This window comes from Vibrio coralliilyticus, from assembly GCF_024449095.1.
GTDB lineage: Bacteria > Pseudomonadota > Gammaproteobacteria > Enterobacterales > Vibrionaceae > Vibrio > Vibrio coralliilyticus_A.
This window is the reverse complement of record NZ_CP024627.1, coordinates 486,670-508,522: the sequence shown is the minus strand read 5'-3', so window position 1 is coordinate 508,522 and position 21,853 is coordinate 486,670. Positions and strand designations below refer to the sequence as shown.

Annotated in this window: 15 protein-coding genes; 5 read left to right on the top strand and 10 right to left on the bottom strand. The window is 46.3% G+C overall.

Annotated features, from left to right (window positions below; genetic code table 11):
- Nucleotides 1–32: 32 nt before the first annotated feature.
- Both glnE and CTT30_RS02360 read right to left on the bottom strand, forming a co-directional pair.
- On the bottom strand, nucleotides 33–2,873 hold the full coding sequence (gene glnE / locus CTT30_RS02365) for a bifunctional [glutamate--ammonia ligase]-adenylyl-L-tyrosine phosphorylase/[glutamate--ammonia-ligase] adenylyltransferase (protein ID WP_252035936.1): 2,841 nt from the start codon (nucleotides 2,871–2,873) through the stop codon (nucleotides 33–35).
- Nucleotides 2,874–2,972: 99 nt separating this feature from the next.
- Complete coding sequence (locus CTT30_RS02360; protein WP_239838516.1) at nucleotides 2,973–4,229, bottom strand: methyl-accepting chemotaxis protein; 1,257 nt, start codon at nucleotides 4,227–4,229, stop codon at nucleotides 2,973–2,975.
- Between the two features lie 116 nt (nucleotides 4,230–4,345).
- On the opposite strand from CTT30_RS02360, the gene CTT30_RS02355 reads away from it, so the two are divergent.
- Nucleotides 4,346–5,110 carry a potassium channel family protein gene (locus CTT30_RS02355; protein WP_239868731.1) on the top strand — a complete coding sequence of 255 codons (765 nt, stop codon included), beginning with the start codon at nucleotides 4,346–4,348 and terminating at the stop codon, nucleotides 5,108–5,110.
- A gap of 28 nt (nucleotides 5,111–5,138) precedes the next feature.
- Here the strand turns inward: CTT30_RS02355 and CTT30_RS02350 are convergent, their stop codons facing one another.
- Nucleotides 5,139–6,656 (bottom strand): CYTH and CHAD domain-containing protein, encoded by a 1,518-nt coding sequence (locus tag CTT30_RS02350; RefSeq protein ID WP_239876465.1) that lies wholly within the window; start codon nucleotides 6,654–6,656, stop codon nucleotides 5,139–5,141.
- A gap of 204 nt (nucleotides 6,657–6,860) precedes the next feature.
- Between CTT30_RS02350 and CTT30_RS02345 the strand changes: the two genes are divergently transcribed.
- The 3 genes from CTT30_RS02345 (at nucleotide 6,861) to CTT30_RS02335 (ending at nucleotide 9,697) form a co-directional block, all read left to right on the top strand.
- Entirely contained in the window at nucleotides 6,861–7,541 is a 681-nt protein-coding gene (locus CTT30_RS02345) for a TIGR00153 family protein (RefSeq protein WP_239838519.1), read from the top strand.
- Nucleotides 7,542–7,671: 130 nt separating this feature from the next.
- Entirely contained in the window at nucleotides 7,672–8,931 is a 1,260-nt protein-coding gene (locus CTT30_RS02340) for an inorganic phosphate transporter (RefSeq protein ID WP_239838520.1), read from the top strand.
- Between the two features lie 154 nt (nucleotides 8,932–9,085).
- Nucleotides 9,086–9,697 carry a TIGR04211 family SH3 domain-containing protein gene (locus tag CTT30_RS02335; RefSeq protein WP_239876464.1) on the top strand — a complete coding sequence of 204 codons (612 nt, stop codon included), beginning with the start codon at nucleotides 9,086–9,088 and terminating at the stop codon, nucleotides 9,695–9,697.
- A gap of 40 nt (nucleotides 9,698–9,737) precedes the next feature.
- Here the strand turns inward: CTT30_RS02335 and CTT30_RS02330 are convergent, their stop codons facing one another.
- Nucleotides 9,738–10,505 carry a general secretion pathway protein GspB gene (locus CTT30_RS02330; RefSeq protein WP_252035935.1) on the bottom strand — a complete coding sequence of 256 codons (768 nt, stop codon included), beginning with the start codon at nucleotides 10,503–10,505 and terminating at the stop codon, nucleotides 9,738–9,740.
- Nucleotides 10,505–12,112 carry an ExeA family protein gene (locus CTT30_RS02325; protein WP_252035934.1) on the bottom strand — a complete coding sequence of 536 codons (1,608 nt, stop codon included), beginning with the start codon at nucleotides 12,110–12,112 and terminating at the stop codon, nucleotides 10,505–10,507. The genes CTT30_RS02330 and CTT30_RS02325 overlap by 1 nt, the downstream gene beginning before the upstream one ends.
- Nucleotides 12,113–12,202: 90 nt before the next feature.
- Between CTT30_RS02325 and CTT30_RS02320 the strand changes: the two genes are divergently transcribed.
- Complete coding sequence (locus CTT30_RS02320; protein ID WP_252035933.1) at nucleotides 12,203–13,420, top strand: multifunctional CCA addition/repair protein; 1,218 nt, start codon at nucleotides 12,203–12,205, stop codon at nucleotides 13,418–13,420.
- 591 nt (nucleotides 13,421–14,011) lie between these two features.
- Here CTT30_RS02320 and eno read toward each other — a convergent pair.
- The 5 genes from eno to rlmD form a co-directional block, all read right to left on the bottom strand.
- The gene (gene eno / locus CTT30_RS02315) at nucleotides 14,012–15,310 is read right to left on the bottom strand and encodes a phosphopyruvate hydratase (protein WP_252035932.1); all 1,299 of its coding nucleotides are present in this window, start codon (nucleotides 15,308–15,310) and stop codon (nucleotides 14,012–14,014) included.
- 78 nt (nucleotides 15,311–15,388) lie between these two features.
- On the bottom strand, nucleotides 15,389–17,029 hold the full coding sequence (pyrG, locus tag CTT30_RS02310; protein ID WP_021458603.1) for a CTP synthase: 1,641 nt from the start codon (nucleotides 17,027–17,029) through the stop codon (nucleotides 15,389–15,391).
- 156 nt (nucleotides 17,030–17,185) lie between these two features.
- Nucleotides 17,186–17,986 carry a nucleoside triphosphate pyrophosphohydrolase gene (mazG, locus tag CTT30_RS02305; RefSeq protein WP_239868745.1) on the bottom strand — a complete coding sequence of 267 codons (801 nt, stop codon included), beginning with the start codon at nucleotides 17,984–17,986 and terminating at the stop codon, nucleotides 17,186–17,188.
- A gap of 206 nt (nucleotides 17,987–18,192) precedes the next feature.
- Nucleotides 18,193–20,412, bottom strand: coding sequence for a GTP diphosphokinase (relA, locus tag CTT30_RS02300; RefSeq protein WP_252035931.1), 2,220 nt, complete (start codon nucleotides 20,410–20,412; stop codon nucleotides 18,193–18,195).
- Between the two features lie 73 nt (nucleotides 20,413–20,485).
- The gene (rlmD, locus tag CTT30_RS02295) at nucleotides 20,486–21,805 is read right to left on the bottom strand and encodes a 23S rRNA (uracil(1939)-C(5))-methyltransferase RlmD (protein WP_252035930.1); all 1,320 of its coding nucleotides are present in this window, start codon (nucleotides 21,803–21,805) and stop codon (nucleotides 20,486–20,488) included.
- Nucleotides 21,806–21,853: the final 48 nt, after the last annotated feature.

The window sequence follows — 21,853 nt, the reverse complement described above, 5'->3', positions numbered from 1 at the left end:
AGAGTTTAACACAGGGGATAAGGACCCTAAACCTATTCTAACCACTCATGCCAAAGCGCTTTAACCAGCTCTCGCTCTCTGACAAGTTTTTCTTCAGCCACATCGGCCTCAAGATTCAATAAATTGCGATGATGAATTTGATCGCGCATCGTTGTGTATGCCTGAGTCAATGCCATCGCAGGAGCTTCATCCATAATGCCTTGTGCCATCATGGATTCAAAGATTCTGACGTTATCACTCCATCGAGTCAGCTTAGGTTTTTCATGGCTGTACCTTAAGACCAGGTACTGAGCAAGAAATTCCACATCGGTAATACCACCGGGATCTTGCTTAAGCATAAAGCGACCTGCTTTTTTCCCTCCAAGGTGCTCTCGCATCTTGACTCGCATTTCCGTGACATCCTTTTTGAGCTTTGACTCTTCTCTTACCAAACTCAAAATATTATGTCTTGTCTGGGAGAACGCGTGTTGCAGTGGCTGATCCCCATAGATCATTCGTGCTCTTACCAGTGCCTGATGCTCCCAAGTCCACGCCTCTTTATGCTGGTATTCATCAAAGGCATCTGCAGGACTAACCAACAACCCTGAAGCACCTGAGGGGCGCAGTCGGGTATCCGCTTCGTATAAGATGCCTGACGCCGTTCTTGTTGAAAATATATGAATGATGCGCTGGGCCAAGCGTAAGTAGAATTGGCGACCATCAATCTCTTTTTTCCCATCGGTATAGGCATGAACTGGGCAATCATGCATAAACACAATATCCAGATCCGAGTTGTACCCTAGCTCCCAGCCGCCTACTTTGCCGTAACCAATCACAGCAAAACCTCGACCCTCTCTATCTTTTAGATGTGTTGGCTCACCATATTTCTCCGCCATTTGCAGCCACGCCTGATTGACAACCGACTCCACAATAGCCTCTGCCAGATAAGTGAGGTGATCACTCACTTTCATAACAGGCAGTACTCCTGCAATGTCTGCAGCAGCGATGCGTAAAATACAGATCTGCTTAAACTGACGCAGTGCTTCCATCTGTTGCTCCATATCGTCTTCCGGGATACGAGCAAGGAAATCACGCAGTTCAGTACGGTAGCTTTCCAATGGTACGGGATTGTACAACTGCTGGGGATCAATCAGCTCATCAAGCAGAATCGGATAACGTCCAAGCCGCTCAGAAATCATCGGGCTGGCCGTGCACAATCTAACTAGCTGCGTCAACGCTGCAGGGTGCTCATCCAATAACTCCAAATACGTTGTTCTAGTCACGATCTTATGCAGCAAATGTAAGACACGGGGTAAGCCATATTTGGCATCTTGATGAGAATAGATCGCCGCAAAGATCTTTGGCATTAAACGGTTCAGAACTTCTCGACCACGAGGCCCCAGTGTCTTCTTCGCAAGATCTTGTTTAAATTGAATAATGGTTGATGCCATTTCAGTAGCATCGCCGCTCGCAATATCCTGCTCAAGTACCGCTTCAATTACATCTGGCTTCTCCGCCATATCCCACAGCTCATGAAAATGCTTGGCGACCTCGGAGCATTCCTCTTCTTCATCGCCAATCAAACTATTGAATACCTGATGGACATTGCGCATATGCTCACGCACTTGCTCGATTAGTGAAGTCCAATCCGAGAATCCCATGGCAATAGCAAGTTGAAGCTGTTCAATCTCACTTTCTGGTAGAGTTTGCGTTTGTTTATCAGCCATTGCTTGAAGCAGGTTTTCCAAGCGACGAAGGAACTTGTACGCATGTTTGAGATTACTCACTTCTTCACTGGTTAGTTGCTCCAGCTCTTCAATTGCATCGAGAGTCATCAGTAATCCTCGGTGACGCAGGTTTGGCTCACGGCCTCCTCGAATCAACTGAAATACCTGAGCGATAAACTCGATTTCCCGAATGCCGCCCGCTCCTAGCTTGATATTATTTGTTAAACCACGACGACGAACTTCGCTGCTGATCATTGACTTCATGCGCCGTAGCGACTGAATAGCACTGAAATCAATATAACGGCGGAAAACAAACGGGCGCAGCATCTGACGTAATTCCTGATATTGCGGATACATCTCACGCCCCATTACACGCGCTTTGATCATCGCGTAACGCTCCCAATCGCGTCCTTGCTCTTGGTAATAGTCCTCTAACGCCGCATAGCTCATCACCAACGGGCCACTGTCACCAAAAGGACGTAACCGCATATCGACGCGATAGCAAAAACCATCAAACGTCTGCTGGTCGAGCGCTTTGATAATGCGTTGTCCTAGGCGAGTAAAAAACTGAGCATTGGCAATACTGCGACGAACACCTTGAGTGTCACCGTTTTCTGGGTAAGTGAAAATAAGATCAATATCTGAGGAGAAGTTCAGCTCTCCGCCACCAAGCTTACCCATGCCAATAATCAACATTGGCTGCGCTTCACCCGCTTCATTACAAGGAGTTCCCCACAAATCACAACACGCTTTGTATTGCCATTGGTAAGTCTCAAAAATCATCGCCTCCGCCAACTGAGACAAGTGCTCTAGGCTTTGTTCAAGCTCCCAACTGCCTATGAAATCTCGCCATGCAATGTATGTCATCTCGCGATTACGAAACTGTCTGAGTACTCGGTGACCTTGCATTTCATCACTGCATCCGGCCAATAACTCTTCCAGACGCTGTCGATATGCTTCGTGCCGAGACTCTGCCTCCAACATCTCAGGCAAATGTTGATGCAAATACTCATCTTGCTGCAGGGTGTCGACAATAAACTGACTCAACCCAGCCACATAGCTAAGCTCCTTACGATAAGAGTCAGGCCACTCTTGAATAGCCTGATGTTGCAGTAGGGATTCCAGAGCCGTCTGAGAAACAGAAGCAAGACTTGCGGGCAATTGCATGGTTCTTCCTTGGTTCGATAAATTCTTTGATAGCGTTTTATACCAATAAAAAACGCCCACTAACACTGAGTGGGCGCTGATTCATAGGACTTGTGACTATTAGACTTTAAAGGATGTGATCTTGGCATCTAAGGCTTCAGCATTTTTCTGCATGATCTCTGAAGTTTCAAGTAATTCTGATACCACTGTCACCGACGCTTCCACCAGCTCACGAACGTTCGTGAGGTTTTGATTCATCTCTTCTGCCACACTACTTTGTTGCCCTGCGGCGGTCGCTATTTGGAAATTCATATCGTTAATTTGGTTGACTTGCGTGACAATACCATCCAACTCACTACCGGCATTGGTGACCAAATCCACGCCTTCAGCCGCCTCAACCACACTTTTTTCCATCAGCTCAACTGCAGAGCTCGCACTGGATTGCAGCTGAGTGATCATATCCTGAATTTCTACTGTCGCGTTCTGAGTACGCTGGGCTAGGCTGCGAACTTCATCTGCTACGACGGCAAATCCGCGACCCGCTTCCCCCGCCCTCGCTGCTTCAATCGCAGCATTGAGTGCCAACAGGTTTGTTTGCTCTGAGATACCTTGAATAGTGCCAACCACACTGCCGATTGACTCGACACTCTCCTCAACCTGATTCACAGCCTGTGCTGAAGCGGAAATATCTCTCGATAGTTCGCTGATTTTATGTACGGTATCCTGAACAAACCGCTGACCACTTTCCGCCTGACCGGAAGCATTCTCAGTCAACGAAGACGCATTTTGCGCATGATCCGCGACGGTTTGGACCGTTGATGACATCTCACTCATTGCTGTAGCCAATTGATCAATCTCGTTAAACTCTTCTTGCGCTGACTCTTTGGTTTCCGACATGCTCAAGGTCATGACTTCTGTTAGGCCTGCCAGTTCCTGTGATGCTTCAATTTGCAGTTTGATCATGTCCTGCAGTTGCACTCGCGTCTTTTCCAATTCACGAGCCACGTCACCGTATTCATCCTTACAGTCCATTTCAATTGGCACTGATAAATTACGATCTGCCATTAATTTGATCGCATCACTAAGATATTGAGTTTGACGTAACATGATACGTGCAGCGAATAAAAGCAAGACAACAAACACAATGATCATAGTGGCCGTTTGCCACGCCACCTGCACCATGTAAGCCTCATAGTGTTCCTGCGCAACCTGAACATTTTTCGTAGCGGCGAGAAGAGAATCATAAAAAGTACTCGCATCCCATAGTTGCTTGCCGATGATCAAAATGGTACTGAACACCATCAACATCACCATTTTGGGAACCAAACGAATATCCGTTATCACTCGTTCCCATGGCTTAAATGCCATCTTGGTCATTGTTAGTTCTCCGCTAAGTCTTATATATTTGTTTTTCCTGATCACATTCAGGAGGCTGTAAACTGCCGCTCGTGACTATCGATAGATAGCGAATACATATTTATTTTGAGCCTCGTATGAATATAGATGATATCAAATCTGATACAAAACCAATGAGCTTACTGTCACTAATCCTGTCTTTCATGGCACTATTTGTGATCTCTGGCCTGCTGTTCTTCCCACTCAGCACTCAAACGCGACAAGTTCTTATCGGCTTAGACTTTATTATCTGTAGCGTCTTTCTCCTTCAGCTAAGCGTAGATTTGATCCGCTCTACAGATCGCATGCAATTTATGAAACGACACTGGATTGACTTCATCGCCAGCATCCCAATGATCGAGCCACTACGCTTTGCTCGGTTATTCCATATCCTGCGCGTGATTCTGGTCATCCGTTCAAGCAAACTTCTCATCAAGCAGCTACTTGTGAATCGTCGTGAAACGACTCTGGCTTCTATCCTATTACTGATGGTGGTCTTGCTCACCATAGGCTCAAGCATGATGCTATTCGTGGAGGGAAAATCACCGGAGGCCAATATTCAAACGGGAGGGGATGCGATGTGGTGGGCATTGGTAACCATCTCTACCGTAGGCTATGGCGATCACTTTCCGGTGACTGATGCAGGAAAGATCCTTGCCTCAGGTCTGATCATATGTGGGGTGGGTATTTTTGGTATGATTTCCGGTCTGATCACTTCGCTGATCACTTCACCTACTGAAGTCCAAGCCAAACGCTCTGAGAATAAAGAACGCTTACTATTAGAGTTGGTAGAGAAACAAAACGAAATCTTGCACCGCTTAGAGCGCTTGGAACAGCAAACTCAACAAAAACGGGAGCCATAAGGCTCCCGCTTCCATCCTAATACGCCGCTTAGTCTTGCCAATAGGGTTCCGCTTCAATACAAATGATGCGCGTTTGCTCCATGGCATGGAGGATTGAACGCTCCTGTCGAGACAACCAGCGTTGAAGCTGTTCTTGCTCCTCGCCTTCCAGTTTATTCACCATCTTGTCTAAAGTACGCAGTTTCAGTAGATCATCGATACCATGTAGCAAATCGCTCCAAGGCAAACGGAAGCTATTGCGCTCCTCGAAGTCAAATAGACTCGCAAAACTGACTCCGGTGTATAGGTTGCGCATCAGGCGATACTGCTGATCGATATAGTCCTGACTGCTCAAGGCACGCTCTGGCGGAAAAGCTTCCATTAACTCAGCCCAAGTGCGATCCAACTGCTTGACAGAGAAAGGTTCAATCGTCAGTGACATCTTATCGCGCGCTTTCTCATCGAGAAATGGTTGCCAACCACGCGTTAAAATCCAACGACTTAAATCCAGTAAGAGCCCTGTGTATCTGGCCGAATTTAACAGGGTCAGTATTTCTTCACGAGCAGGCAACGCTTCCTGAATCACTTTGAGTTCTTCAAGCAGAAACTTACGCGCATCGAGTTTGCGCAGTGCATGGCCTTTATCGTCGAGCAATGCCTCAAGGTAGTCATAGTCATGTAACCACTCTAGCTCTTGCTCAAGCCACTTAAGTTCTTGACGTACTAACGCACTCGCTCGGCGCGGCACCACGCCGCCATATACAGTCAAAACTTGACGAATAAAACTGATGGCGTTTTTAATCTCATGTAAGGCTTCGACAGATTCACGTTCAGCATAAATTTGTTCGTGATAATGCCAATGAGATAAACCATGTTCCAGAGAGTTGATAAAGCAAGACTCCACAGTGTCGTGTTTATCTGTACTCACCAACGCCATAGGCTTCACTTCATCTCCAGTATAACCACTAGCAAGGCGATAACCTTTCGCCGCTTTACTCAAGTTACCTAGGCGCATGCCCCCCTCTTCAGAAAAACGACGGGCTAAGGTAAATAAGGCATCGGTTTGACCGGATTTCAGTTCCAGTTCCACTTCGCAAATCGGATCTTCTTTATCACCAGACTCTACATTGCCTTGGTCAAACGCAACTTCGATTTGGCTGCCATCAGGCATCGCAATCAACCATTGTTCACGAGTAAAATTGGTTGAGAAAAGCGGGATAAGTTCAGATTGGAGTGTGTCGGCGTCTTTACCGGTTGGCCAGATATCTGACGGGTGAAGAGAAAGAAGTGGCTCGTTACTATCATGTTCAGCGTTAAACTCTGGTCGTTGATGTAACCCAGCGACGACACGCCCGGAAGTCTTGACCGTCTGAACGTAAACATCATCAAAACGACGGATTCTTAAGCCAATGTCATGCTGACGTAACCAATTGTCGGGAGTATCAAAGTAGGTATTTCCTAGCTCACGACAACTGTGCTGAAGTACTTTTGCTTGGGCGATTTTATTTCGCAAAGTCTCTGAAAAATCAGGAGAAACAAAAAACTTCAGTTCTATCTCGGTTTCCATAGCTATACCTTTTAAAACAGATACGAACAGGATATTGCCAATTTTCGCACTGGGCAAGAAAGAAATATCGCCGTAATGATGATCTAAAACAGTTTTAATGATGGATTTAATGCGTTACCATGCGCGCCTTTATAGCCATCGTTCAACATTTCACCACGAATGGTGTATGTTATTTTTAGGTTATATTAATTAGGTTGAATGACCATGCCAGTAAATACAATTATGGGGTTATTTGCAAAGTCCCCTATTAAGCCTTTGCAGCGCCACGTTGTGTGTGTTAACGAATGTTGTTCTCATCTGGTTAATTTCTTTGAAGTCAGTTCAAAGGGTGACTGGGAGAAAGCTTCAGAAATTCGAGCACAGATTTCTCACCTAGAGAAAGAAGCTGACGTACTTAAGCGCGAAATTCGCCTTAAACTTCCTCGCGGTTTGTTTATGCCAGTAGATCGTAGCGACATGCTTGAACTGCTGACTCAGCAAGACAAACTGGCAAACCTAGCAAAAGATATTGCGGGCCGTGTGTACGGTCGACAATTGACTATCCCAGAACCACTCCAGGAAAACTTCATTGCGTATGTTAAACGTTGCCTAGATGCAGCGAATCAAGCGCAAAAAGTCATCAACGAGCTCGACGAGTTATTGGAAACGGGGTTCAAAGGCCGCGAAGTAACACTTGTGGCTGAAATGATCCACCAACTGGATGTGATTGAGGACGACACAGACGCGATGCAGATTCAACTTCGCCAACAACTGATGGTGATTGAAGGCGATCTGAATCCGATTGATGTGATGTTCCTTTATAAAATTCTTGAATGGGTAGGTGGCATAGCGGATCAGGCGCAACGTGTTGGTGCGCGTCTGGAACTCATGTTATCTCGCTCATAAACAAATAAGTTAACCAAATAACGAAGAGCATCTTAATAGCACTCCCCTGATAGGCGTTAAATAACGAGGCGCCGAAGGGGCTTTGTCGTGCCTAATTTGCTCCGCTTGTTATCAACAACTAGGTATTACGATGGATATCCTTGCGAACTACGGCACTGTCCTGATTATTATTGCAGCAGCTTTTGGATTTATGATGGCGATTGGTATTGGCGCGAATGACGTGGCCAATGCAATGGGTACATCGGTAGGCTCTAAAGCTCTCACCGTAAAACAAGCGATCATTATCGCGATGATTTTTGAATTTGCGGGGGCATACCTTGCAGGCGGTGAAGTCACCGACACTATCCGTAAAGGCGTCATCGAAACGTCACTTTTTGCCAGCCAGCCTGATGTGCTTGTCTTTGGCATGATGTCCGCCCTGCTTGCTGCGGGAACATGGCTTCTGCTTGCTTCTTACATGGGTTGGCCAGTATCAACCACTCACTCTATCATTGGTGCCATCATCGGCTTTGCCTGTGTATCTGTGGGGACAGAAGCGGTTGATTGGGGCTCAGTTCAAGGCATCGTTGGTAGCTGGATCATTACTCCAGTCATTTCAGGTTTCTTTGCCTACGTGATTTTCGTCAGCGCTCAGCGCCTAATCTTTGATACTGAAAAGCCTCTCTTTAACGCTAAGCGTTTCGTCCCAGTCTACATGTTCATCACCACCATGGTGATTGCACTGGTAACGATCAAAAAAGGCCTTAAGCACGTTGGTCTTCACCTTTCAGACGGGGAAGCGTGGATGTGGGCTGCGGGAGTATCAGCACTGGTTATGACAGGTGGTTACTTCTACATTCAGAAGAAATTTTCAAGCCGCGAAGATGACCACGGTTTTGCTGGTGTTGAAGGTATCTTCAGCGTACTCATGGTTATCACAGCGTGTGCGATGGCATTTGCTCACGGCTCAAACGACGTCGCTAACGCAATTGGTCCTCTTTCTGCTGTTGTCTCTACGGTTGAGCACATGGGTGAAATTTCTGGTAAGAGCACCATTGCTTGGTGGATTTTACCTCTTGGTGGTTTCGGTATTGTTGTCGGTCTGGCTACGCTAGGTCACAAAGTAATGGCAACCGTAGGAACAGGCATCACTGAACTGACACCTAGCCGCGGTTTCGCAGCTCAGCTAGCAACAGCGTGTACGGTGGTTCTGGCATCAGGTACTGGTTTACCAATCTCCACCACACAAACACTGGTCGGTGCGGTATTAGGTGTTGGTTTTGCTCGCGGTATTGCTGCCTTAAACCTAGGTGTGGTACGTAACATTGTCGCCTCTTGGATTGTCACCTTACCTGCAGGTGCACTGTTGGCCGTTGTTTTCTTCTACGCTATTCAGGCAATGTTCATCTAAAGAACAGGTCAATGACGTGTTAACTCACTGTCATTATTGACTCAAATCCACAGAAAGGGAGGCTTAGCCTCCCTTCTTTGTTGCAGAGATTGGGGAAACTACTTACTATTTGGCACTAGCAAGTGATAGACAAAAGACTGTTAAAGGATTTACCGTGAAAAAACTGGTTTGCTTCGTTCTAGCATCAATGCTCGCTGTTCCAGCAGCAATGGCTCAAGACCGATACATTTCTGATAAGCTATTTACCTACATGCACTCTGGTCCTAGTAACCAATTTCGTATCATCGGCAGTGTCGATGCCGGTGACAAAGTGAAGCAACTTTCAACCAACCGCGATACGGGCTACACGCAAATTGAAGATGCCAAAGGCCGCAAAGGCTGGGTAGAAAGCCGTTTCGTGACCAGACAAGAAAGCATGGCACTTCGTCTACCAAAGCTAGAAAAAGAACTGGCTGAAGTAAAAGAAAAGCTTGCCAATGCACGTTCGAATGCAGACCAAGAAAAAGCCGGCTTAGCCGACTCACTAGAAAACCGTAATCGCCAGATTGCCGATCTTGAGAAGAGCTACGGTGAAATCAGTCAACAGCTGACAGCTTCACAGGAAGAAGTCCGTAATCTACGTGCCAAGCTAGATACACAAAAAGATGACCTGCTGTTGAAGTACTTTATGTACGGTGGTGGTGTCGCAGGTATTGGATTGCTATTTGGCTTATTGTTGCCGCATATTATCCCACGTAAGAAGCGTTCCCCTTCTGGCTGGGCATAAAGACAGAACACCAAAAAAGGTCGCGAATGCGACCTTTTTCTTACCCTTTCCAATCATATAAAGCTGGCACTTCAATAACAGAACCGTTGAATGATATGGTGCTACGTTGCGGTTCAATATGCTGTAACTGAATGTCATTACGGATCCAGTCACCTTCACGATATTCCGTGCCATTTATTTTCACCCAACGCTTCTCTGGGTTACTCGAGTACACATGAGTCTGAAAATTCAGCGCAGGTAACTTACCTTGCCAATCCCTACTGTGTACCGCCAGATCTGAAGCCCGACTGTTGGTACGAGAGGCTGGTGGTTCATGGGACTCAAGAGCCGATTCAACACGCATTGCTAGCTCAGGTGAAAGCCCTGACAAATCCAAACCTTCCAATAAAGCATTATTTTCTGGCTGAGTTTGAGGGTCAATACGTGACTCAACCACTTGTGGAAGCTCTACATCCTCTAAAGCCGCTTGGCTGACTAATTCAACCTCACTCCCAGAGCCCACAAAATCATGTGTCTCACGCAGCTCAGTAAATGACGGGTAAGGTAAACTCTGATAAGCAAACGGTACTTCCAACACCTGCGTTTTCGCCTGATTATTCACCAGCCACGCCTCTCGCTGCTCTGTATAGCTCTGATAAATCCCTGCCCCACCAGTCAGTAATGCCGGCGCGACGACAACCGTGACCAATAGCCAACCGGGTGCAGTACGAGTTATCGAAGAGCGTTTGGCCACCTCAAAGTGGTTCATTGCATTCAACGCTTGGTGGTTTTGTTCAGAGCGCTCTAAAGCCTGCAATACTTTCGACATTATGCTTTCTCCTCTGAAACATTTAGGTTAGGTGCATTATCTTGTGAAAGCTTTTCTAGACGTTGCAGTGTTTGACGCCCAGCAATACCATCCACATGCAAGCCTTGCCACTGTTGGAATAGCTTTACTTTACGCATCAATTCTTGGTCATAGACATCGGATTGCCTTTGCGATTCTCCCAATACCTCGGACAGCCGTTGATCGAGAACAGCAATCGCTTGACCTGACATACGAGGTTTTAATGTCTGACGCCAATAACTTTGCCAAATCTGATAATACTGCCCTTGCCAAAGTTGATTGAGCTTAGCAATAGGCAACTCAATTCGCTCAGTGCCTAGTAGTAATTGAGCAGTATCATGGCTTAACTTATACAGTACTGCATAACTCTCTAGGCCATCTTTTCTTAACGATAAGAGTACAGGCACATTCGCTTGTTTGAGTTCAGTCAGTGTACCGTTTGACTCCGCACAACGAAAAACACTCTGATCAGTTGGCTGACACAAACGTTCAGCCACAGAAGCATTCAGCCCCCAAACATGGTAAAGCTCTGCGATCCCTTGCTGGAAATTGGTTGAGCGCGCCAATGTTGCTTGCAATTGCGTTGGAAACACTTCTTTTTCCTCAGTGATCGACTGCTGAGGTGGGTAAGCCCCTCGAAGGTGATCCTGAATTTGTTGATTCACCAGCTGAGGAGCCAACCAATAACTACCAACGGCAAAGATAGCGCCGACGGCACTCGCTAGGGCTAATGATGAACGGCGGCGCTCTTGCTGCGCAGCTTGTGGTGGATGGTAAGACGTCTGAAAACTCATGATTTCTTCACAAGCTTGCTCAACACTAGCATGGCTTGGAATCGTTTCACCAATACTGTATGCACGCTTCAAAGCCGCATCGCAAATTAGGTTGATCAGGCGTGGAATCCCTAATGACTGTTGGGCAATATGTTTGAGTGACCTAGCAGAAAATAGGCTCGGCTCGCCTCCAGCTAACTCCAATCGATATTGGATATAACTGGCCGTCTCTTTAATATCTAAAGGCAGCAGATGATAGCGGCCTGTAATACGCTGTGCCAATTGACGAAGTTGTGGCATTTGCAACTTCTGCTGTAGCTCAGGTTGACCAACTAAGAGCACTTTGAGCAGTTTCTGATTGTCGGTCTCAAGATTGGTCAGTAGCCTCAACTGCTCCAATACTTCGGCAGATAAATGCTGAGCCTCATCAATGACCAGTAGGGTCTGCACACCATTCGCATAACTGCATAGAAGGAACTCATGGATTTTTTGATTGAGCTGCTTCAGTGTTGACCCCGTCTGGTACTCAATCGAAAATTCATCGCAGATTGCTTCCAGCAGCTCTATGCTTGAAAAGGTGGGGTTTAGGATCAATCCTGGCTGAGTATCACTTCCCAATGATTTTAGCAACGCACGAGCAACGGTTGTTTTACCTGTCCCAACTTCGCCCGACAGCATTGCGAAGCCACCGCCTTCTCCTAGGCCGGCTTGCAATCGAAACAGCGCTTCTTTGTGCCTTTGGCTTTGGAACAGGAAACGAGAATTCGGCACAATCGAAAACGGCAGCTCTGTGAATCCAAAATGTTGTTTATACATACTTCTCGTCTCTGGGAATTTACCGATAAGAAAAGTACCATTGCTGAAGTGAATAGCCAATTCTAATATCCGAATTTAAGAGAGACATCTGTGCAAATATTTCTGGTTGGCGGGGCAGTCCGCGATAAATTGCTGAATATAGAGGTTTACGACCAAGATTGGGTGGTAGTTGGTGCCTCGCCTCAAGAATTGCTCGCTCAAGGCTTTATCGCGGTTGGAAAAGACTTCCCCGTCTTCTTACATCCTAAAACCAAACAAGAATATGCCCTAGCAAGAACCGAACGAAAAACAGGCTCTGGTTACAAAGGTTTTGACTGCTATTTTGCACCAGACGTAACGCTAGAAGAAGACTTGTATCGCCGAGACCTGACCATCAATGCAATGGCAGAAAATGAGCAAGGTCTTATTGTCGACCCTTACGGCGGCCAACAAGATCTCAATGATCGTATTCTTCGCCATGTTTCAGATGCTTTTACCGAAGATCCCCTTCGCGTGCTCCGAATCGCACGCTTCGCGGCGAAATTGCATTACCTTGGTTTTACCATCGCCGCAGACACTCAGAAATTAATGACGCAGATTGTCGAGTCAGGAGAGCTAGAGCACTTAACAGCCGAACGTGTCTGGCAAGAATGGCAGAAATCTCTATCAACCCAAGATCCGCAGGTGTTTCTATCGGTACTGCGTGATTGTGGTGCACTCAAGATCGTTCTTCCTGAACTAGATCGGCTGTTTGGCGTCCCTCAACCAGAACAATGGCACCCAGAAATCGATACCGGGATTCATAACCTTCTAGTCGCTAAACAAGCTGCTCTGCTTAGCCAATCACCCACAGTGCGTTTTGCCGCTCAAATGCACGATTTAGGTAAAGGAGTCACCCCAAAGGAGGAATGGCCCAGCCATAAAAAGCATTGCTACACCGGGCTTAAAATCATTAAACAGCTTTGTGAACGTGTACGTGTGCCTAATGAATACCGCGATCTCGCCTTAATGGTGTGTGAGCAGCACTCCAATGTTCATCGTGCCGCAGAGCTTCGAGGTAAAACCATACTTAAGGTTCTCAATAGTTTTGATGTTTGGCGTAAACCTGAACGTTTAAAAGACATCTTACTATGTTGTATGGCTGATAGCCGAGGTCGTACAGGGTTTGAAGATGCCGAATACCCTCAAATGGATCTTTTCGAGCGAGCCTACCAAGCGGCTTTAGCCGTTGATGTACAAGACATTATCCAAGATGGTTTTAAAGGTGCTGCCATTCGTGAAGAAATGGAGAAACGACGAGTGAAAGCGATCGAAGAAGCAAAGGCTTAACAATTCAAGAGTCGTGTAAACACCTTCATTTTCTCGACAAAAGTCAGCTAAGGCTCTAGAAGTTTTTAGAGCCTTAAACGCAAAATGCCCCACTAAAAAGTGAGGCATTCATTAAAGCTTTAAGCTAGTAATTCAAACTATGAATTACTGACCTTTCACTTCTTTAAGACCATTGTAAGGAGCTTTAGAACCTAGAGCTTCCTCGATACGGATTAGCTGGTTGCTTTCTTTTAGGTATGGCAGCAACACGGTCAGAACGGCTCATTGCCCATAGAGCTCTAAAAGTTCTTAGAGCCTTAAACGCAAAATGCCCCACTAAAAAGTGAGGCATTCATTAAAGCTTTAAGCTAGTAATTCAAACTATGAATTACTGACCTTTAACTTCTTTAAGACCGTTGTAAGGAGCTTTAGAACCTAGAGCTTCTTCGATACCGATTAGTTGGTTGATTTCTTTTGGGTATAGCAGCAACGCGGTCAGAACGGCTCATTGCTCATAGAGCTCTAAAAGTTCTTAGAGCCTTAAACACAAAATGCCTCACTAAAAAGTGAGGCATTCATTAAAGCTTTAAAGCTAATAATTCAAACTATGAATTACTGACCTTTAACTTCTTTAAGACCGTTGAAAGGAGCTTTAGCGCCTAGAGCTTCTTCGATACGGATTAGTTGGTTGTACTTAGCAACACGGTCAGAACGGCTCATAGAACCAGTCTTGATTTGACCTGCAGCTGTACCTACCGCTAGGTCAGCGATAGTTGCATCTTCAGTTTCGCCAGAACGGTGAGAGATTACTGCTGTGTAACCTGCATCTTTAGCCATCTTGATTGCAGCTAGAGTCTCAGTTAGAGAACCGATTTGGTTGAACTTGATTAGGATAGAGTTAGCTACGCCTTTCTCGATACCTTCAGCAAGGATCTTAGTGTTAGTAACGAATAGGTCGTCACCAACTAGTTGAAGCTTGCTACCTAGTAGTTCAGTTTGGTGCTTGAAGCCATCCCAGTCAGATTCGTCTAGACCATCTTCGATAGAAACGATTGGGAATTGGTTAGCTAGCTCAGCTAGGTAGTGGTTGAACTCTTCAGAAGAGAAAGTCTTACCTTCGCCTTTCATGTTGTAGATGCCAGCTTCTTTGTCGAAGAACTCAGATGCCGCACAGTCCATCGCTAGAGTCACGTCTTTACCTAGTTCGTAACCAGCAGCTGCAACAGCTTCTGCGATAACTTCTAGAGCTTCAGCGTTAGACTTAAGGTTAGGAGCGAAACCACCTTCGTCACCAACTGCAGTGCTGTAGCCTTTAGACTTAAGAACTTTAGCTAGGTTGTGGAATACTTCCGCACCGATACGTAGACCTTCTTTAAGAGTCTTAGCGCCAACTGGTTGGATCATGAACTCTTGGATGTCAACGTTGTTGTCTGCGTGCTCACCACCGTTGATGATGTTCATCATTGGTAGAGGCATAGAGAACTGACCAGCAGTACCGTTTAGCTCAGCGATGTGCTCGTATAGAGGCATGCCTTTAGCCGCTGCAGCAGCTTTAGCGTTCGCTAAAGAAACCGCTAGGATTGCGTTAGCACCGAACTTAGATTTGTTGTCAGTACCGTCTAGCTCGATCATTACTGCGTCGATTGCAGCTTGGTCTTTAGCGTCTTTACCAACTAGAGCTTCAGCGATTTCACCGTTTACCGCTTCAACAGCTTTAAGAACACCTTTACCTAGGAAACGAGCTTTGTCGCCATCACGTAGCTCAAGAGCTTCACGTGAACCAGTTGATGCGCCAGATGGAGCAGCAGCCATACCTACGAAACCGCCTTCTAGGTGTACTTCAGCTTCTACAGTTGGGTTACCACGTGAGTCGATGATTTCACGACCTAGAACTTTAACGATCTTAGACATTAATGTTTCCTCTCGTTCAAATATAAATGTCAAATTTAAAAGGCAACAGCACAACCTTCGCCACTGCCCGTATCCTTTTTACTTCTCTAATTCGCCGCGTTGGAATTCACCAGCCGCTTTTACGAACCCTGCGAATAGTGGGTGACCATCGCGAGGTGTCGAAGTGAACTCTGGGTGGAATTGAGCCGCTACAAACCATGGGTGAGCTGGATTCTCAATAACTTCCACAAGTTTCTTATCTGCTGACAGGCCTGACACTTTTAGGCCCGCTTTTTCAATTTTTGGACGCAGATTGTTGTTCACTTCGTAACGGTGGCGGTGACGTTCATGAATCGTCGCGCTACCGTAGAGTTCACGAGCTTTAGTTCCTTTCTCTAGGTGACATAGCTGCGAACCAAGACGCATCGTACCGCCTAGGTCAGACTTTTCGGTACGTTCTTCAACTTTACCTTCACCGTCTACCCACTCCGTGATCAAACCTACCACAGGGTACTTGGTCTCTTTGTTAAATTCTGTTGAATGTGCACCTTCCATACCCGCAACGTTACGCGCGTATTCAATCAGTGCCACTTGCATACCCAGACAAATACCTAGGTAAGGAACCTTGTTTTCACGAGCGTATTGCGCCGCACGGATTTTGCCTTCCACCCCACGATCACCGAAACCACCAGGTACCAAGATAGCATCTAGACCTTCCAGCGCTTCTTCACCTTTGGTTTCTACGTCTTGTGAGTCAACGTACTTAATCTTAACGCTCAAACGGTTCTTCAGACCTGCGTGTTTCAGCGCTTCGTTGACCGACTTGTAAGCATCCGGCAGTTCGATGTACTTACCGACCATACCAATGGTCACTTCTGCTGTTGGGTTTGCTTCTTCATAGATAACTTGTTCCCACTCAGTCAGATCCGCTTCAGGAGCAGAAATACCGAAACGAGAACAAACTAGGTCGTCAAGACCTTGAGATTTGATCAATTGAGGGATCTTGTAGATTGAATCTACGTCCTTCATAGAGATAACCGCTTTTTCTTGTACGTTACAAAAAAGAGCGATCTTCTTACGCTCGTTCGCTGGGATCATGCGATCTGAGCGACAAACGAGAATATCTGGTTGGATACCGATAGACAGCAGCTCTTTCACTGAGTGCTGAGTCGGTTTCGTTTTCACTTCACCTGCTGCGGCAAGGTAAGGAACCAGTGTCAGGTGCATGAACATAGCACGCTCACGGCCTAGCTCTACAGCCAACTGACGGATTGCTTCCATAAATGGTAGAGATTCGATATCACCAACGGTGCCACCAACTTCAACGATCGCAACGTCATGACCTTCAGAGCCTGCAATAACGCGGTCTTTGATTGCATTAGTGATGTGAGGGATAACCTGAATGGTTGCACCTAGGTAGTCGCCACGACGCTCTTTACGTAGCACGTCAGCGTAAACACGACCGGCGGTGAAGTTATTACGCTTAGTCATCTTAGTGCGAATAAAACGCTCGTAGTGACCAAGGTCTAGGTCAGTTTCGGCACCATCTTCTGTAACAAACACTTCACCGTGCTGAGTTGGGCTCATTGTGCCTGGGTCAACGTTGATGTAAGGGTCAAGCTTCATCATAGTCACTTTAAGACCACGAGCTTCAAGAATAGCGGCAAGAGATGCTGCTGCAATACCTTTACCTAGAGAGGATACAACCCCGCCAGTAACAAAAATGTAATTTGTCGTCATGTTTAACCTGAAATTGGTTGAATGAGGGAAATGGATTTCTTCTGGACGGGAGATAAATATACCAGAAGACCCTTATCGCCACAACGTGAAATCTATCACACTGTAATTTTTTATTTTTTGCTTCAAATCAAATTCGATCGGCAAGATACACTATGATTACGGCTTCGATTCGCGGCGTTTTACTTCGTCCCACATGCTATCCAATTGTTGTAAATCAAAATCTGTCAGTTGCTTACCTTGCTCTGCCACCATAGCTTCAACACTTCTAAATCGTTGAGAAAATTTTAAGTTTGCTTTGCTTAAGGCCGATTCAGGATTTTGCCCTAAGTGCCGACTTAAATTGACGGTAGCAAACAGTAAATCACCTAATTCCAACTCAATTTTCGATTCATCAGGGGAAACTTGAAGTGCCTCTGCCATCACTTCATCAACCTCTTCTCTCACTTTGTCGACCACAGGCCCTAATGAATCCCAATCGAAGCCAAACTTGGCGCACTTCTTCTGAATCTTTGTCGCACGCGACAAGGCAGGCAGAGAATTCGGTATTGAGTCTAGAATACTTTGTTCCATTCTGCCTACTTCAGCTTTTTCTTTGGCTTTTTCAGCTTCCCAGTTGGCGTTGATTTCTTCGTCCGATTCAAATTCAACATCAGAAAAGACATGGGGATGACGACGAGTAAGCTTTTCATTCACCGTGTCGACCACCTCTGAAAAATCAAACAAACCCTGTTCTTTAGCTAGCTGACTATAGAAAATAACCTGAAACAATAAATCCCCGAGTTCTTCCTTAAGGTTTGGCCAATCGCGATTGTGGATGGCATCTACAACTTCGTAGGTTTCCTCAATGGTGTGAGGAACAATCGTGTCAAAGCTTTGTTTTAGGTCCCACGGACAGCCATTCTCAGGATCACGAAGCTGTGCCATGATCGCTTCTAATTGTTCTATCGGGTGATTCATGTTCTCTTTTCCTTTAAGCCTTGCTATTTAAAGAAAAAGGCGAGCAGTCCTAACCACTCACCTTTGTTATATGTTTATCAATTCTCTAAATAATTGAAGCTGTAGCTAGGCGGCAAGCGAGCGAGACTCCTGAGCATAGCTTGCCTATGTGATGGAGCGAGTAAGCGCAGGCAACAACGCTATCAGCTTCAAGTATGACGAGAATTTTAGCCGAGGCGTTTTACCGACATAACATCTCGGATCTGCTCTACTCGCTTCGACACACGCTGTAGAATTTCGATATTCGTCACCTCAAGATCAAAATCCATAATCGACAACTGCTTACGGTAGTCAACACGACTCTTCATGCTGGTGACTTTGATCTTCTCGTTGGCAAACAGCGTCGTGATGTCTTTGAGTAACCCACTGCGCTCCATGGCTTCTACGCGTACCGTCAGTATGTAAGACCCTACAAAACCACTACCCCACACAGTATCTATGATACGTTCTAGCGCGTGATGACGCAGCTCTTCCAGTTGTTCACAGTCCGCTCGGTGGACAGAGATCCCCCGCCCTTGTGTGATATAACCAGAAATCTCATCACCCGGAATGGGCTGACAGCAGCGTGCAAGGTGCGTCATCAAATTATCTACACCTTCAACCACTACGGCATCTTTCTTCGGACGACTTTGCGCAGGCGCTTTAGTTTTTGCTTCCTGCAGTTTTTCGAGCGCCTGCTGATCTTCTTCTTCAGCGGTTGGCTTGTTCACCAAAGCATTGATGTGATTAATGATCTGGTTAATACGCAAGTCGCCGCTGCCAACACCGACGTATAGCTCATCGGCACTGTTAACATTAAAACGTTTCAGCGCATATTGCTCTGCATCTTTCAGTGTTGCACCGATTTTTGCCAGTTCGACTTCAAGGATCTCTCGACCCGCTTCTAAGTTCTTCTCACGTGACTGTTTGCGGAACCAAGCATTGATCTTGGCACGTGCACGGCCAGAAGTGACAAACCCCATTGACGGGTTGAGCCAGTCTCGCGAAGGATTGGGTTCTTTCGCCGTGATGATCTCGACCTGATCACCCATAGAAAGCTTGTGAGTAAACGGTACGATGCGACCTGCGACTTTCGCTCCAATACAGCGATGACCAACTTCAGAATGAATGTGATAGGCAAAATCAAGCGGTGTCGCGCCCATCGGCAAATCAACAACATCCCCGCGCGGGGTAAAGGCATAAACGCGATCATCAAAGACCTGACTGCGGACTTCATCAAGCATTTCGCCCGAATCTGACATTTCCTCCTGCCAATCAAGCAGTTTACGCAGCCAAGTAATTTTCTCGTCGTAGCCACTTCGACCACCACCACCTTCTTTGTACTTCCAGTGCGCAGCAACCCCCAACTCCGAGTCTTCATGCATGTCTTTAGTACGAATCTGGATTTCGATGGTTTTTCCTTCAGGGCCAAGGATCACGGTATGAATTGACTGATAACCATTTGGCTTAGGGTTTGCCACGTAATCATCAAACTCACTTGGCAAATGCTTATACTTAGTATGCACCACACCTAGGGCGGCATAACAATCCTGAAGCTTATCAGCAATGATTCGAACCGCACGCACATCAAACAGTTCATCGAATGCCAAGCTCTTCTTCTGCATTTTGCGCCAGATACTGTAAATATGCTTCGGACGGCCACTCACTTCCGCATTGATGCCTGACGATGTAATTTCATTCGACAGGTCATCCACAAAATCTGTGATGTACTGTTCACGGACGATACGACGCTCAGACAGCTGTTTGGCGATTTGCTTATAAGTTTCTGGCTGTTGATAACGGAAAGCATAATCTTCAATTTCCCATTTCAGCTGACCGATACCTAAGCGATTAGCCAAAGGGGCATAAATGTTTGAACACTCTTTTGCCGCGGCTTGACGAACTTCATCCGGGGCCTTCTTCACCTCAATCAGATTACAAATACGCTCGGCAAGTTTGATCACCACGCAGCGAAAGTCGTCAACCATCGCCAGTAGCATGCGGCGCACATTATCGACCTGAGCAGAAGCGGCGCTGCCTTCCATTGTGACGTTGAGTTGGCCCAATGCTGCCATTTCTTCAACGCCATCAATCAATTTAATCGTTTCCTTACCGAAGTCCTCCTCCAGCGCTTCACGTTGATACGCACCGCTAGAAACGACGGGGAACAATAAGGCGGCGACTAGCGTTGCTTTGTCCATGGAGAGGGTAATGAGGATTTCGATCATTTCACGGCCACGCCATAATAACAGTGGGCCTTGGTCGTTATTTTCAAGAATCGTTTCGCAATGGCGATACACTTCTTTAAGACGCTTCGCGACTTTTGTGTCCTGCTCTAGGCTAGCAATCCAATTATCTAGATCAAACTGTTCGTCTTGGTTCAAATGTGCGCTTCTTACCGCAACCATTGTCTTCGTCCTGTTAAACTTTTTTCTTCGACCTACCCCGCAGTGAGACTGCGCTTGAGAGAGTAAGTTCGTATTAATCCTTCACAAAAAGCGCCATGGATTCTAAGTGACTGGTGTGTGGAAACATGTCTAGCATTCCCAATCGTTGTAACTTGAATCCCTGACTTAGCAAGCTCTGAGAATCTCGCGCTAGAGTAGCAGGATTACAAGAAACATAAACGACTCTTGTCGCACCTAGCGATGAAACTTGCTCGACAATACCACTGGCGCCAGCTCGTGCCGGATCCAGCAGTATTTTATCAAATTTTTCTCTCGCCCAGAGCTGACCAGACATATCTTGTTCCAAATTTGCCTGATAAAACTGAGCATTCTCAATCTGGTTAACTTGAGCATTATGAGTGGCTTTCTTCACCATCTCATCGACCCCTTCCACACCGGTAACGCTTTTTACCTGCTTAGCGATGGGGAGGCTGAAGTTCCCTAGCCCACAAAATAAATCTAACACTCGGTCTTGCTCAGATAACGCCAGCCAATCCAACGCCTGAGTAACCATCTGCGCATTCACTTGTTGATTAACTTGAATGAAATTATTGGGCTCGAACGGGATGGTGACGCCCGTTTCCTGATAAACACCCGCTTCACCGGCGGCAAGCACCAGCTGTTCGTTGTTTGGCATCAGATAAAGCGTAATCTGATTGAGCGTGGCAAATTCAAGCAGCGCATCATGATCTTTATTTTTCAGTGGCTTGAGATGACGTAAAACCAGAATGCGCGTGTTGTCAGCTTTCACTAACTCGACATGACCAATGTTCTCTTGTTGAGAAAAGCACGTTAGCAACGCATATAACTCAGGCAATAACTCATCCAATTCCGGCGCCAAAACGGGGCAGTGAGTCAGAGTGACGATGTCTTTACTCTGCTTTTTACGGAAACCAAACTTCAGCTGACGCGTTTTTTTATCCACCATAACACTGATGCGAGCGCGGCGACGGTAGCCTTGGGACTCACCGACTATCGGGGCCTCTAAGCTGAGGCTCTGTCCTGCAAACTTGCTCATCAATTGGCTCAGCGTTTGCTGTTTGTGCATCTGCTGGTGCTCACTACTCAGGTGTTGCATATTACAGCCCCCACACTGCTGATAATGTGGGCAGAAGGGTTCAACTCGTTGTTCACTCGGCGTTTGTACCTTAATCAGCGTCGCACGTGAGAACTTGCTCTTGCTTTCGGTCAACTGAGCTAACACTTGCTCTCCCGGCAGTGCCCCTTCAATAAAAATTGGCTTCTTATTTTGGTAAGCGATACCTGCACCATGATGATCGAGTTTTTCGATTTTCAACGATTGGTGCTTAGTGTTGAGTTGAGTTTTCTTTTTCGGTTGGAAGAAACGCGCCATGCTATGCTCTGTGCCTTTTAACTATTGCTCTGTATTGATGTTCAGGCG